Genomic DNA, 13453 nt, shown 5'->3' on the forward strand with positions numbered 1-13453 from the left:
ACGGGAATGATAATTAATATCATTTGGAATAGCAAGTATTGCACCGTTGCACAGCGAGGTGAGCCGGCATGAAGAAGATCAAATATTGTACCCGGAATTTGAAGAATGGGACGAAGCCCGTCTATAAGGCCATGAAGGCGAAATATCCGGATATTAAGATGAAGAAGAAGGATTGTCTTGGCGATTGCAGAACCTGCAGGCGTGAAAGCTTTGTTATGATTAAGTCAAAGAGCATCTGCGCAGCAAGCCCGGATCAATTGTATAAAGAACTAAAGAAGCTAATTGGATGAATTTTGGATAAATTTTGCATGGGACGGCTTTTGCCGTCCTTTCTGTTTGTGTTAGAATAAGACCAAACAATGAAAGAGGTGCATAAGCGATGAATGATAAATTAGCACAAGAACTTAATGAGCAGATGAATTTTGAATTTTATTCGGCGCATGTGTATCTTGCAATGGCAGCATATTGCTCCGGCGAAAGTCTGGATGGATTTGCGAACTTCTTCATTATTCAAGCCGAGGAAGAACGTTTCCATGCTATGAAAATATACAATTTCCTGAACGACCGCGGCCGCCGCGCAACGCTTGCTGCACTTGGCGAACCAAAGAACGAGTACGCTTCGATGCTTGATGCATTCGAGCATGGCTATGCACATGAGCAGCAAAATACGAAACGCTTCTACAACCTGGCTGATATCGCTTTGAACGACCGTGAGCATGCGACAATGTACTTCCTGAAATGGTTTATCGACGAGCAGGTTGAAGAAGAAGCTTTGTTCGATAACATTATCCAAAAGCTGAAGCGGATCGACAAGGACAGCAACGCCTTTTATATGATGGACTCGGAGTTCGCACAACGTTCCTTCACAGCACCTGCGGAATAATAACAGACATGAGAAACGGGACTTGCAGATTTACTGGCAGGTCCCGTTTTTTGATCTTATGATGAGGTGAATCATACTAGTGAATGTATTGTTTCTGGCACAGCGATTATTAGGCTTTGCAGCGATATTATTTGGAATCATTATATTGTTTTCCAATATTGTGACCGGGCTGATCGTTGCAGCCGCAGGTTCTGTGCTTGTATCATTAGCAGAGCTTGTTCGAATGCAGCAGGGAACTTATTATTTGGCCTTGGGGCTGCCTTACAAGAATGAGCAGATCAATGAAATGATAAAGCTTAGCCAGCCTGTGAAGGTATCTTCATCAGGCTTAACTATCCATCCCTTTGATGGTACGACGTATCCGCTACTGTTGCTGCATGGAGAGTATTATCTGCGGGCAAAAGCTTTTGTTCCTTATATCGAGCAGCAAGAAATGGAGTACAAGTTCGTCTTTCCAGACACTGAACCTGTACTCCTCCTATGCGAATCTCGCTGCAGGCAAGGCAGCAGCTTATTTCAGTTTAATGACCAGGTATTCGTCAGGCTGTCGGCACTGCCTCTAGCCATTCAATTGGAAGGCGACAAGCTGCAGATTGCAGTCAAGACATCATCAGCTCAACTATAAGCATTAATAATAAAAGAGGATACCGCTGCAGGTTTACCGCGGTAATAAGCAGGGGAGCTGATATACAGCTCCTCTTCTGCTCTTGTTACGGCTACATAAGCAAGCCGCCGTTCTTCTTCCATCGCAGCTTCCGCAACATTATCACCAGCTTGAATCGCGCTTCGGTCGCTGTTTTTCTCGGCCGTAATTGCTGAGCTGTGAGGCAGAATTCCTTCGGACACGCCGCAGACAAAGACGACCGGGAATTCCAGTCCCTTCGATTTGTGAATGGTCATGAAGTTGACCGCATCTGCGCTCCGATTGTCGAGCTTCAGCCGTTTCATCTCCTCATGCTTGATGGCAATCTCATCAATGAAGGAGAGGAAAGCTTCAATCTGATCGAAGCGTTTGGCCGAAGCCTCCAGCTCGTCCAGCATTTCTTTTAGTGAATCCTTATGCTCGGTAAGTGCAGGTCCGCTCTTATTAGCTTCAAGATACTGATCATAGAATTCGATGCGCAGTCGGCGTATAGCCATTTCCGGCTTTAGCTTCTCCAAAGAACGGATCAATTTGATTCGTTCTTTTATTTTCTCCTGATGGAAAGACTTAATCTCAGGGAAGCGAGTTAAATGAATGAGCGGCCATTTCTTTGGCTGCTTCTTATCCTCATTCCAAATAAACGCCATCGCTTGGTCCGGACGAACGTACATCGTTGCCAGCATCGCTTCCATCGCGTCGAAATTACGGCGGTCAATGGATAAACGAAGATGAGCAATAACCGGCTTAATCACCCATTGCTCGTATAACGATTCACCGTTCCCGTAATCGATGAACGGCACTTGCCGGATGACTAGCTGATCAAACACCGCCCTGCTGCTGCTCGCTGTCCGGAATAATATCGCAAAGTCACGGTATGACCGATCCTTCTTCTCCTTCTGCTGGAGCAGCGTGTTTACTATCAGATCCGCTTCATCATCACTATTACCGGGCCGTGCGAATACCGGAGACAGACCATGTGGCTTAGCTGTCAGAAGCGTCTTGCTCCGCCTCTGCTTATTGTGACGGATAACGGCATTACCAAGGCCAACGATACCGGAGCCTGAACGATAATTGACATCCAGGATGACATTTTTCGCGCCTGGGAATTGCTGTTCGAAGTTCAGGATATAATCATTGCGTGCTCCATTGAAAGAGTAGATCGTCTGATCATCATCACCTACGACCATCAGATTCCGATGTGGACCAACTATCAGCTTGATGATCTCGTATTGGATCGTATTCGTATCCTGGAACTCGTCGATCATGACATAACGGAAACGGTTCTGCAGAGACTGTAATAAATTCTCGTCCCGTTGAAGAAGCTGATAGGCTTCAAGCAGCATATCATCGTAATCAATCAGGTCAGCTTCTCTTTTCCAATCTTCATAACAGGTAAACAAAAGTTTCAACTGCCGTTCCTCTTCAGACTTCTCTGGGAGGTCCGAAACTGCGATCATTTGCATTTTATAAGAGGAGAGCAAAGTAATAAGGGTCTCGGGCTGGTACGTTTCATGCAAATTTCGCTCCCGCAGCAGCCGCTTGAAGAAAATTTGCTTACGTCCGCTCTCTCCCAGAATGTTCTGCTTGTACCCTCGTCTTCGCAGCATAAGCAGACAGAACGAGTGGAACGTTCGAGCTTCGATACGGGAAGCTGCACCTGGCTCGATATTTGGCAGCTGGCTAATGCGGATTCGCATCTCATCGGCGGCCTTTTTCGAGAATGTCATGAGCAGTAACTGCTGTGGTGCTATACCACGCACGGACAGCATATAGCCCGTTCGGCAGACTAGGACAGATGTTTTGCCTGAGCCTGCTCCAGCAAGTGTCAGAATTGGTCCGTCAATATGGCGGACTGCGGTAATCTGCCGTTTGTTCAGCCGGATGCCTTGGCTTTCCAGAGCGCGGAAATAGAAAGCATCCTTATCAGAGGCCGGAACGAGCTGCTCGCTTGTATCAGCGGAAGCATGTGCGGCTGGCGCATAATTTTTGTTTACGACCCCATAAGGTCGTTTGTAGTAGATTTTATTGTTGGAATTTGTTGCGTTATTCATTGTCTATAATCACCTGTTGTCGATTATATCATGATAGAATGGGTGTTCGTACATATAACTGAAATTATTAATATTTGGAGAAGGAGTGTTACCATGATTGAACCAGCAGGCAAGGAAGATGTGGAGCAAGTGATGCCGCTGCTTCATGAAGCGATTGGCAATATAGCCTGTTCGCTTGCAGGAGTTGAGGATGAGGCGGAAGCGATGCGGGTTTTGGCGCATTTTTATATAGAAGAGGGCAACCGGGTGAGCTACCGGAATGTGATTGTTGATAAAAGAGATGGTGTCGTAGCCGGAATAGTAGTCTGTTATGCCGGAGATGAAGCGGAACAGCTGGATAAGCCGCTAATTGAGCGTGTGAAACAGGTGACAGGGCTAGCTGAATATTCAATCACATCGGAAACTCGCCCAGGTGAGTTCTATCTGGATTCTATTGCTGTTGATGCTTCTTTCCGCAATCAAGGAATTGCGAAGGCGCTTATGGCTGCTTTCGAGCGTGAAGCCGTAAGGCGGGGTTACCATCTGGTCTCGTTAATTGTGGAGGAGTACAATGGTCAAGCTCGTTTGTTATACGAGAAAAGGGGTTACAAGGAAGACGGGGAGATGATCGTCAGCGGACATCGCTACACGAGAATGGTAAAGACTGTTTCCGATCATTAAAGGGGAAAAAGGAGGAATAGGGCGAGTTATGTCGAAAAAGTAGATCCGGCGTAACTATTAATCATGATGGGTGATACATAATGAACCTTATTCCTTCGCAGTGGAGTACCCCGACTTTTATTTGTGAAGATATGCAATCTTTCGAGATTGGTATTGTGCAAGAGCTGTACATGGCAAGCGCACCCGTCACTTTATGGGATGGGAAGGAACATGATCCCCATTATGTTGAGCTTTCCTATCATGAGGGCATATTGCCGGAGGGCGGCGCGAAGGAGCGTTTCCGGATCCAAACGGTGAGAATGAAGAGCACGGAGGAAATCATCGGCTTTGTTAGTCTTTATCATGGCTATCCAGAGGGTGATTCGCTTTATCTGGCTATGATGTGTATTAGTGGAGATTTTCAGAATCAAGGCTATGGTCAAGAAGTGATGAAGCATTTCCTGCTGGAGGCCAGTCTGCTTGGTTATTCGGAAGTAAGGGTGAATGTTTCACTCCGCAACTGGGCGGGATTACGTTTCTGGAACAAGTCCGGCTTCAATTACATTAGCGGGATATTCGGTGATAAGGAGTTTGCAGAAGGCAAGTTTGCAGATATCGAGCTGATTAACCGATGGTAAAGAAGCAGATACTGAGAAATTTTAGCTGTCATTGTGTAATGTTTGTAACTATGTTAAGATTATAATTATTCTAAATAAGAATTATTCTAAATAAGATTAAAGTACAAAGACGCAAGAAAGGCGGGTGAGTAATTGCGATGATCGATGAACAATTGGAGACGATCAACCGTCAGTTAAGAACAAAAGGGTATAAGTTGACTCCTCAACGGGAGGCGACGGTACGAGTATTGCTGGAGCATGAGAAGGATCATTTGAGCGCGGAGGATGTCTACATGCTGCTGAAGCGCAGCAATCCGGATATCGGGCTTGCAACGGTCTATCGTTCCCTGGAGCTGTTAAGTGAACTGCATGTTGTGGAAAAAGTGAATTTTGGCGACGGCGCGACACGTTACGATCTCCGCAGCACTGATCAAGCACATCACCATCATCATCTTATTTGTACCGAATGCGGTACAGTTGAGGAAATTAAGGATGACTGGCTGCTTCCGATGGAGAACCGGATTGAGAAGGAATTTGGATTTAAAGTATTGGATCATCGGCTTGATTTTCACGGCATTTGCCAGGCTTGCAAAAGCAAGGCGAAGGACAATGATCATAAAGCGGTATCTTAAAAATAGCAAGGAGCCGGGGGTTAAATCGACCAGCAGGCTCCTTTTTTGCGGATACCTATCCGCATGGTTTTCCGTTAATGTAATAGCTGTCTTCCCGGTAGGTACGGAAGGCAACCTCCACTTCATCAATGCCGACTTGTGCCAGCCGTGCCGTTACGGCTTCGGCGAACCGGTCTCTAACAGCTTGTCCGCGCTCGAACCAGCCTACTTCAACGAAGGGATAAGACTCTCCTTCTGTTAAACCGCCAAAGATTGCAGTTGTATGAAGGCTTTCCATTGTAAAGTTATCCGTTGCGCATTCACACACATTAGCTAAATCTTCTGCCAGTGCAAGGCAAATCGTCTTCAGCTTGTCTGCGGGTACTCCTCGAAACAATAATTGCGGCAATCTAATCTCTCCCTTTCTTGCTGTTACCTATCCCATAGATTACCTTGATCTGGCAACCAATTGCAATGGATGCATCAATGGTTGCAGATTCAGCTATTCGTAAGTTATGGTAATAGAAGATAGACATGATTAATGGGACAGCTCCCTGAAAATCCTTGTTCCCGATCTACAGGGAGCGTATCGATTAAATGTATTTCAACCAAACATTGCTGAGAGCAAGCAGCGGCCATATATAATTGTTACTGGCATAATGGACGTATACACTGCCTGGCAGCGCTCCGCCTGTTGGATACGTATAGGTCCAGTCATGGCGGTCTAGCGACTGCAGAAGGGCTTCAACGCCTCGCTCCAAAGCAGGAGTTGGCTTCGGCAGCGCAGCGGTGAGCGCATCTAGCGCCCATGCGGTTTGGGAGGGGGTGCTATGGTTTAATGGCACATAACGTCTGACCTTGTCGCTGATACAGGACTCGCCCCAGCCTCCATCTTCATTTTGTACCTGAAGGAGCCAGTCGATTCCTTTCTTGATAGCAGGATGATCTTCCGCCATACCTACTGCGATTAATCCTTGAATAGCTGCGCTGGTGCCATGGATGTAGGTTATACCCCATCGGCCATACCAGCTTCCATTTTTCTCCTGCTGCGACAGAACCCAACGAATAGTCGATTCGATCCAGTTGCTGCTGATGTTCATGCCAAGCTCCTCGCCTAGAAATTGCAGTGTTCGCGAGGTGAGATCAACGGTCGACGGATCAACAGCAATGTCTTTGGCTCCATCAAAGGCGAAGAAGCTGATCGGAAGCCATGATCCCTCCCGTTCAAAGGCTGGCCAGCCCCCATTATCATTGCGCATGGTTAGAGCCCAGTTCAGCCCTCTTTGCCAATCAGCCTGCAGCTCCGGTGAGCGTAAGCTATAAGGACGGATCGCACGAAGAGCGGCGGTGGTATCATCCACATCCGGGTAAAGCGTATTGACATCGGAGAAGCCCCAACCGCCAGCTGGAGTGTTTGGATTACGGATATCCCAATCTCCGCGCAGATTCTGCTGTCTCATACGCAAGTAAGATCCCGAAAGCTCCAAAGCAGAAGAGGTTGGACTGACACCAGCTTTCCTAAGGGCATGGACAAGCATCGCCGTATCCCATACTTCGGAGGAGGCGATTTGCACATGGCTGTTCGCACACATGACGGATCGAATGCCAGTAATCATACGATGAATCATCGGCGAGCTTGGTGAATAACCAAGCATGAGAAGCGTCAGAATCATAAACATGGTAGCTGTTGTGTAGGTAAGAAGCGTACCGTTTGGTTCAATGCGGTCGAACAGAAACTGAACGGCTTTTTCCTGGGGAGTAGGGGACTCGAAAGGAAGCAGCTCAGACAGGGATAGTGAGCCGACTAAGGTTGCGAGAGCCGCGATCCAGGGTGAATCATTCTCGAATTTCTTGGAGCTGCTTGTGAACAGATCGGACAGATCGGGCATTGTGCTGCTTGCCTGGACGAACCCCGCATTAGCCAGCATAATGATCGGTACGATATGTACACGGGCATGCCCGGACAGGGAGAAGAGATCGATCCCGAGACCATGCTCGGAGAAAAAAACTTCCAGCGGTATTCGCATCGACTTGGGCCATGTCGCTTGTCCCGCTGCAGCGAGAAGGGCTTGCGTCAACAGGGAACGGATTTTAGCCAGTCCGCCTTGTCGAAGGATAAACTGCTTAGCTAGCTGTAAACGTGGATCTAGCTTGCGCATATAGCCGGAATAGAGCAAGGCAAAATAAGCTTCGGCAGTGGCGTCAAGGTTGCCGTCTTCTTCATCAGGGTATATTTTCCAAGCGCCGTTTGGCTGCTGCTTTGACAGGATCCGCTCTGCAATAGATCGAATAAGCACTTCTTCATCCTTGTAGCCGAGCATACGAAGAATGACGATGAAGTAGCTGTCCGGCATCGTGCCGGAATCAAAGCAAAGGCGCCATGACCCATCCGTTGATTGAAGCTGCAGGAGTTCATGTTTTAATTGTTCAATCCGTTCGCGGATTCGATTCATATCCATAAACCGCATTCATTCCTTTGCTGCCATGATGTTGCTGCTTTGATATGTATATGCGGGATTAAACAACAGATTCGTCTGCGATAAGAGAGGAGTTTTTTTCTATGTACCAGATTTCAATTGATTTATATAAGGATTGGACCAATACCGTCAAGGAAGTGTTCAGAGGTTCAGGGCACCCGCTGCCCGAAGAACTAAGTGATCAGGAGGCCAGCAGCGCTTATTTCCGCCAGACCGCTCAGACGGATGAGGAGGCTTTGCTTCAGCAGCAGTCAAATGAAGAACGTCTACGCGGCCTTCAGCAGACAATAGTAGACAACTTTGAGGCTGTTATTTTACCGGACATTAAAGCTCGTACGGGTTATCAGGACAATATCTTTACATTTAAATGGGTGTATATCAATGGCGAGCATATTGTCGAGGAGCACTCGTCATATCGTATCCCCTTGTGAAAAGTAAAAAGCGGCTGACCCGCCCGGGTCAGCCGCTTCTTCTCTTATTGTGCATCTGCTTCTGCGTAATGCTCTGCACAGAAGGCGAGCAGCTCCTCGACTTCTTCATCCTCTAATTCGAAATCAAGCAGCTTGTCTGTTACCCGCTCGATCAATTCGTGCTTTACAAGTCGATTGCCGCCTTCTTCCACACTGTACACGGCCCGAATGTAAATCCCGTTACTGGAATAAAGATCATCTTCCTCGTCCAGTTCGATATCAACCAGAAATTCATATCTGCGTCCGGACAAAATGCCAAATGGATCCTTAATAAACTCTACACTGTAAGTTGTAATCTCAAGCATGCTTGATCATCCTTTGCTTTTTCGATCTGGTTTGGCTGTTTCACTCCGGAATGGATTGTAGAACAGCTTTGGAATCTTGGTGTCGAACTGCAGCAGTTCTCCTGTTACCGGGTGCTCGAAAGCAAGAATACGCGCATGCAGGCCGAGACGCCCGATTGGCTTTGTTGTTGAACCATATTTCTTATCGCCAACGACAGGATGTCCGATATCCTGCATGTGCACGCGAATTTGATTTTTACGGCCAGTCTCCAAATGTACTTCCATCAGTGAGAAGCCTTTACTTGCTTGCAACAATTTATAGTGAGTTACGGCGTGTTGTCCGTCATTAGGGTATTGGCTGGAATACATCTTGAGCGTCTTACTCTCTTTTAGCCACGATGTAATGGTACCTTCGCTCCGTTTGACCTCACCTTCGACGAGTGCCACATAGGAACGTTCCTTTACGATCGTCTGCCATTCATTTTGCAGCTTCTGCTGCACTTCTTCGCTTTTTGCGAACATCATAACACCGGACGTATCCCGGTCAAGACGATGGACGATAAAGATTCGGTTCTTCGGGTTAGCCGTGCGAACATGCGCCGTCAGCTGGCGGTAGGCGGTTACATCGCTTTCTTTGTCCGAGGCGATGGAGAGAAGACCGGCATCTTTATTTACAACAATAAGATGTTCGTCTTCATGTAGGATAGATAGTCCCATCAGAGGAATGGTCTCCGCTGCCCGTTCCTTGCGAATGACAACCGTTTGTCCTGGCTGCAGCTGGTAGTTATATTTCGTTTCAACGTGATCGTTCACGTATACCTGTCCATGCGCAAGCAGTGATTTGACCGAATTGCGGCCTTGGTTCAGATTGCTTAGTAAAAAGGCCAACAACTCTGACGTTTCAGTGACATCGAATGATTTGTTTGGCACTTGGCTTTTGGCCGGGGGATGTGATTTCTTGGACATTACTTAGGACCTCCTGCTTAAGTCCGCTTCTTCTTTAAGCTTGACTGCTACCACTATACCACGATCAGCTTTACAAATTCTACGCGGAAGGCTTCATATTGTGTTCATGATCAGCCGATATAATGGGTAATGGGATTATTACCCTATGAAACCAATTTCATAGACAAGCGCAGGTCGATAGTGTTACGATTATTAAATCTATCATTATCACTGGTAATACAGTAAGAATTTGGAGGAAATGGTAATCGTGAAAAGAAAATTAGCTTATTCCCTATTAAGTCCGCTGCTTGCTGCAGGCTTACTGCTCTCCCCTCTTGCAGGTGTGAATCATGCAAATGCTGCCACACCTGTCAAATTGGCGGCCACGTCTAAGGCTTCGACAATCGGTGTTTATGTGGATGATAAGAAGCTGTCGGTATCGAAAGCTCCTTACACCAAAAACGGTGTGACGTTTGTTCCAATGCGCGAACTGTTCAAAGCCCTGGATGCATCAGTTACATGGGAAGCGAAAGCACAAACGATTATTGTCCGTAAAAACAATACGTCTATTACGCTAACAATTGGCAACAAAGTTGCACTTATTAACGGCAAAGCCGTGAAGCTTGATGCAGCTCCCGAAATGAAATCCAATACGACTTTTGTACCGGCACGTTTTGTAGCAGAATCACTTGGCGGCACGGTGAAATGGGATAGTGCTAATCAAGCCGTTCGTATTACAACAGAAGAATATGAATTCCAGAAGGAATATGAACAATACCAGAATGAGTTGAATAACCGTACGAAATATACACCTAAGCAGATCGTAGATATGTACGATGATAGTGTTGTAACCATTACGACAAATAAAGGACTAGGCAGCGGTATTGTGATTGATGACCGTTATGTACTGACGAACTACCATGTCATTCAGGATGCCTCTTCTGCAACTGTGACTACAATTGATAACGAGCAGATCAAAGTTACTGGCGTAGCAGCCTCGGATAAAGAAAACGATCTGGCCATTATTCAAACGGACCGTTCCATTGGTGCAACACCAGTTGAAATTGGCTATAACAGCATGAATGTAAAAAAAGGCGATAAAGTTGTTGCGATCGGCAGCCCGCTTGGTCTGCAGAACACGGTATCCGACGGACTTGTCAGCAATATTATGTACATAAGTGGAACCCGTTATATCCAAACAAGCGCTCCAATCGACCATGGCAGCTCCGGAGGTGCATTGTTTGATGAATACGGCGAACTGATCGGGATTACGGCAGCAGGCTACACTTCGCAGGCTGATTTGAACTTTGCCGTATCTTCGTTATATGCGACTATTCTTATGGAGGATCTGCCAGAGAAGCCAGCAGATAACTTGAAGTTCCTTGACCCTACCTTACCAGCTACTCTTGTTGGTGAGTCGAACGAAAAAATCGCTGCTCTTTTGAAAGACCAATTTGGTACATTTGATACCGAACAGGGTACGGCGGAACTGAGCAACTGGAAAGTTACTCGTGATTCGCAAGGCTGGCTTGTCATCACAACGGACATGGACCCTGTGTTCTATACCTATTACGGCGGTCAGACGAAAGAGGATCTTCGCACCTGGGGGATTAACCTTGGTTCCGAGCTCCACCGCATGCTTCCGGATGACACGATTCAATTTACAATTAACTTCGACCGTGTGTTTGGCTTCGAGCCACGTGGCTTTGATTCCAGCGAAGTGAAGGCGCTTGGCGATGGAAAATGGGAAGTGAAATTCCCGATTTTGGATATGCAGCTTAAAGATCAGCTTTATATTGATTTAAGGAACTAATTACTATTATCTCATTTATCCGCTTGAAAAGAGGCTTTTCGTTAGGGGCATTTATGCTCCTTGCGGCGGGCCTCTTCTTTTTTGCCTCACTTTTCTGGTACAATAGTAGTCATCTTGCATGAGAGTAGAAAGAGGTACCGTGATGAAAGTAGTGTTAAGCACTTTAAATGCCAAATATATTCATACCTCGCTTGCCCTGCGCTGCTTGAAGGCCTTCAGTGGTGAGCAATTCGATATGGAAATTGCAGAATATACGATTAAAGATCCGGCGATGAACATCGTTTCGGATATTTTCTCACGTAAACCTGAAGTCGTTGGTTTCTCCTGCTACATCTGGAATATCAATGAGACGATTACAGTAATTAATATGCTGCGTAAAATAATGCCGGAAGTGAAGATCATCCTTGGTGGACCTGAGGTCAGCTACGATACGGAATATTGGATGAAGCGTATCCCTGAAGTTGATTTTATTGTTGTTGGTGAAGGAGAAGAGACATTCCACCATCTGCTGACTGAGATCGAGGGAGCGGGCAAATACCATATGGTATTTGGAATTGCTTACCGCAAGCAGCGTGCGGATCACGTTGAAATTCTCCTCAATCCAGGCCGTCCGAAGCTGGATCTGGCTACACTTCCGTCGCCGCATCGATTCCAAGAGGATATTCCGCATCTCGGAAGCCGGGTCGTTTATTTCGAGACGAGCCGCGGCTGTCCGTTCAGCTGTCAATTCTGTTTGTCGAGTATTGAGGTTGGGGTACGTTATTTCGATATGGACCGCACCAAAGCGGATATTAATTATTTGATTGATTCTGGTGCGAAGCTGATCAAGTTTGTTGACCGTACGTTTAATATTAAGCGTGACTATGCCCTTGAGATGTTCAAGTTCTTGATCGAGAACCATCGTGGATGCGTCTTTCAGTTCGAGATTACAGCCGATATTATGCGACCTGAGGTGCTTGATTATTTGGCAGAGCATGCGCCGCCTGGTGTCTTTCGCTTCGAGATTGGCGTTCAATCGACGAATGATCCCACCAACGAAGCGGTTCAGCGCCGCCAGAATTGGTCGAAGCTTGTTCGTACCGTTACGAAGGTGAAGGAATCGGGCAAGATTGATCAGCATCTTGATTTGATCGCCGGATTGCCGCTCGAGAATTATGATACGTTCCGCGGTACTTTTAACGATGTGTTTGCATTAGGTCCGGAAGAGCTGCAGCTTGGCTTTTTGAAAATGCTCAGAGGGACTGGTCTGCGCCGTGACGCGGACAAATGGGGTTATATTTACATGGATCATTCTCCTTACGAAATGCTGGGTAATGATTTGATGCCGTTTGGTGATATTGTGCGGATCAAACGGGTTGAGGATGTGCTTGAGAAATATTGGAATGCACACCGAATGGATCGTACACTTCATTATTTGGTGGATAAAGTATTCCCATCAGCCTTTGACTTCTTCCAGTCGTTTGGCGATTATTGGGAATGCAGAGGCTGGCAGAAGATTGGCCATCAGCTTGAGGACTTGTTCTCCCGGCTGTGGGCGTTCCTTACGGAGTTCAAAGCCAGTGCTGCTGCTGAAGAGGCAGATAAACTTGATCTGGATGTCGTGCTTGGTTTAATGAAGTATGACTACTTCTTGAATCATAATTTCAAGCCGCGTAAAACATGGTGGGAGTTCACGATGGATAAAGCGGTATGGATCGGCTGGATGCGCCGCCTTGTCGAGCGTCCAGAGGATGTGTCTGAGGCGTTTGTCGCTCTTGGCCTAAACGAGAAAGAGCTTCATAAGCATACTGTAATTGAGATGATTCCGTTTGATCTGGAGCAATATCTGGAGACCGGAGAGATCAATAAGAACTCGCATACGCTGCTTGCTATGCTGTATGCTCTTGGTGGAGGCGAGCGTCAAGCGAAGCCAACACCTAAGCCATTTATGCTGAAGGTAAGCACGGAAGCTTTGCCGGCAAGTATGTAAGCAATGAATACGAAAAAAGAAGCCATTCTATTTAAGAGTGGCTTCTTTTTT

General features: G+C 46.7%; 14 protein-coding genes. 9 read left to right on the forward strand and 5 right to left on the reverse strand.

Annotation, left to right across the window (positions count from 1 at the left end; all coding sequences use genetic code 11):
• Positions 1-68: 68 nt before the first annotated feature.
• The 3 genes from AB4Y93_RS16155 (at position 69) to AB4Y93_RS16165 (ending at position 1508) form a co-directional block, all read left to right on the forward strand.
• Positions 69-290, forward strand: coding sequence for a DUF1450 domain-containing protein (locus tag AB4Y93_RS16155; protein WP_167282048.1), 222 nt, complete (start codon positions 69-71; stop codon positions 288-290).
• An 89-nt stretch (positions 291-379) separates the two neighbouring features.
• Positions 380-883 carry a ferritin gene (locus AB4Y93_RS16160; RefSeq protein WP_441893654.1) on the forward strand — a complete coding sequence of 168 codons (504 nt, stop codon included), beginning with the start codon at positions 380-382 and terminating at the stop codon, positions 881-883.
• 79 nt (positions 884-962) lie between these two features.
• Complete coding sequence (locus tag AB4Y93_RS16165; RefSeq protein ID WP_441893656.1) at positions 963-1508, forward strand: hypothetical protein; 546 nt, start codon at positions 963-965, stop codon at positions 1506-1508.
• Here AB4Y93_RS16165 and AB4Y93_RS16170 read toward each other — a convergent pair.
• Positions 1499-3577: an ATP-dependent helicase gene (locus AB4Y93_RS16170; protein ID WP_441893658.1), complete on the reverse strand. Its 2079-nt coding sequence runs from the start codon at positions 3575-3577 to the stop codon at positions 1499-1501. The genes AB4Y93_RS16165 and AB4Y93_RS16170 overlap by 10 nt on opposite strands.
• 93 nt (positions 3578-3670) lie before the next feature.
• Between AB4Y93_RS16170 and AB4Y93_RS16175 the strand changes: the two genes are divergently transcribed.
• From AB4Y93_RS16175 to fur, 3 genes are all read left to right on the forward strand, one after another.
• The gene (locus AB4Y93_RS16175; protein ID WP_441893660.1) at positions 3671-4237 is read left to right on the forward strand and encodes a GNAT family N-acetyltransferase; all 567 of its coding nucleotides are present in this window, start codon (positions 3671-3673) and stop codon (positions 4235-4237) included.
• 80 nt (positions 4238-4317) lie between these two features.
• Positions 4318-4854, forward strand: a complete 537-nt coding sequence (locus AB4Y93_RS16180; protein WP_441893662.1) for a GNAT family N-acetyltransferase — start codon at positions 4318-4320, stop codon at positions 4852-4854.
• A gap of 140 nt (positions 4855-4994) precedes the next feature.
• A complete protein-coding gene (fur, locus tag AB4Y93_RS16185) occupies positions 4995-5465 on the forward strand; it encodes a ferric iron uptake transcriptional regulator (RefSeq protein ID WP_441893943.1) in 471 nt (156 codons plus the stop codon).
• 55 nt (positions 5466-5520) lie between these two features.
• Here the strand turns inward: fur and AB4Y93_RS16190 are convergent, their stop codons facing one another.
• The gene (locus AB4Y93_RS16190; protein ID WP_441893664.1) at positions 5521-5853 is read right to left on the reverse strand and encodes a DUF1904 family protein; all 333 of its coding nucleotides are present in this window, start codon (positions 5851-5853) and stop codon (positions 5521-5523) included.
• A 184-nt stretch (positions 5854-6037) separates the two neighbouring features.
• Positions 6038-7903, reverse strand: coding sequence for a prenyltransferase/squalene oxidase repeat-containing protein (locus tag AB4Y93_RS16195; RefSeq protein ID WP_441893666.1), 1866 nt, complete (start codon positions 7901-7903; stop codon positions 6038-6040).
• Positions 7904-8004: 101 nt separating this feature from the next.
• Between AB4Y93_RS16195 and AB4Y93_RS16200 the strand changes: the two genes are divergently transcribed.
• Positions 8005-8352 (forward strand): hypothetical protein, encoded by a 348-nt coding sequence (locus AB4Y93_RS16200; protein WP_441893668.1) that lies wholly within the window; start codon positions 8005-8007, stop codon positions 8350-8352.
• Positions 8353-8396: 44 nt separating this feature from the next.
• On the opposite strand, the gene AB4Y93_RS16205 is transcribed toward AB4Y93_RS16200, so the two are convergent.
• On the reverse strand, positions 8397-8696 hold the full coding sequence (locus AB4Y93_RS16205; protein WP_441893670.1) for a DUF6509 family protein: 300 nt from the start codon (positions 8694-8696) through the stop codon (positions 8397-8399).
• A gap of 6 nt (positions 8697-8702) precedes the next feature.
• Positions 8703-9641 carry an RluA family pseudouridine synthase gene (locus AB4Y93_RS16210; RefSeq protein ID WP_441893672.1) on the reverse strand — a complete coding sequence of 313 codons (939 nt, stop codon included), beginning with the start codon at positions 9639-9641 and terminating at the stop codon, positions 8703-8705.
• Between the two features lie 247 nt (positions 9642-9888).
• Between AB4Y93_RS16210 and AB4Y93_RS16215 the strand changes: the two genes are divergently transcribed.
• The gene (locus AB4Y93_RS16215; protein WP_441893674.1) at positions 9889-11433 is read left to right on the forward strand and encodes a stalk domain-containing protein; all 1545 of its coding nucleotides are present in this window, start codon (positions 9889-9891) and stop codon (positions 11431-11433) included.
• A 142-nt stretch (positions 11434-11575) separates the two neighbouring features.
• On the forward strand, positions 11576-13402 hold the full coding sequence (locus AB4Y93_RS16220; RefSeq protein ID WP_441893676.1) for a B12-binding domain-containing radical SAM protein: 1827 nt from the start codon (positions 11576-11578) through the stop codon (positions 13400-13402).
• The last annotated feature ends 51 nt before the right edge of the window (positions 13403-13453 follow it).

The sequence above is a fragment of the Paenibacillus sp. YAF4_2 genome, from assembly GCF_052113225.1.
GTDB lineage: Bacteria > Bacillota > Bacilli > Paenibacillales > Paenibacillaceae > Pristimantibacillus.

Bases quoted from the DNA above. Each gene is read 5' to 3' on its own strand.
- AB4Y93_RS16155 (WP_167282048.1), top strand. From the start codon at position 69: ATGAAGAAGATCAAATATTGTACCCGGAATTTGAAGAATGGGACGAAG.
- AB4Y93_RS16160 (WP_441893654.1), top strand. From the start codon at position 380: ATGAATGATAAATTAGCACAAGAACTTAATGAGCAGATGAATTTTGAA.
- AB4Y93_RS16170 (WP_441893658.1), bottom strand. From the start codon at position 3,577: ATGAATAACGCAACAAATTCCAACAATAAAATCTACTACAAACGACCT.
- AB4Y93_RS16175 (WP_441893660.1), top strand. From the start codon at position 3,671: ATGATTGAACCAGCAGGCAAGGAAGATGTGGAGCAAGTGATGCCGCTG.
- AB4Y93_RS16180 (WP_441893662.1), top strand. From the start codon at position 4,318: ATGAACCTTATTCCTTCGCAGTGGAGTACCCCGACTTTTATTTGTGAA.
- AB4Y93_RS16195 (WP_441893666.1), bottom strand. From the start codon at position 7,903: ATGGATATGAATCGAATCCGCGAACGGATTGAACAATTAAAACATGAA.
- AB4Y93_RS16200 (WP_441893668.1), top strand. From the start codon at position 8,005: ATGTACCAGATTTCAATTGATTTATATAAGGATTGGACCAATACCGTC.
- AB4Y93_RS16205 (WP_441893670.1), bottom strand. From the start codon at position 8,696: ATGCTTGAGATTACAACTTACAGTGTAGAGTTTATTAAGGATCCATTT.
- AB4Y93_RS16210 (WP_441893672.1), bottom strand. From the start codon at position 9,641: ATGTCCAAGAAATCACATCCCCCGGCCAAAAGCCAAGTGCCAAACAAA.
- AB4Y93_RS16220 (WP_441893676.1), top strand. From the start codon at position 11,576: ATGAAAGTAGTGTTAAGCACTTTAAATGCCAAATATATTCATACCTCG.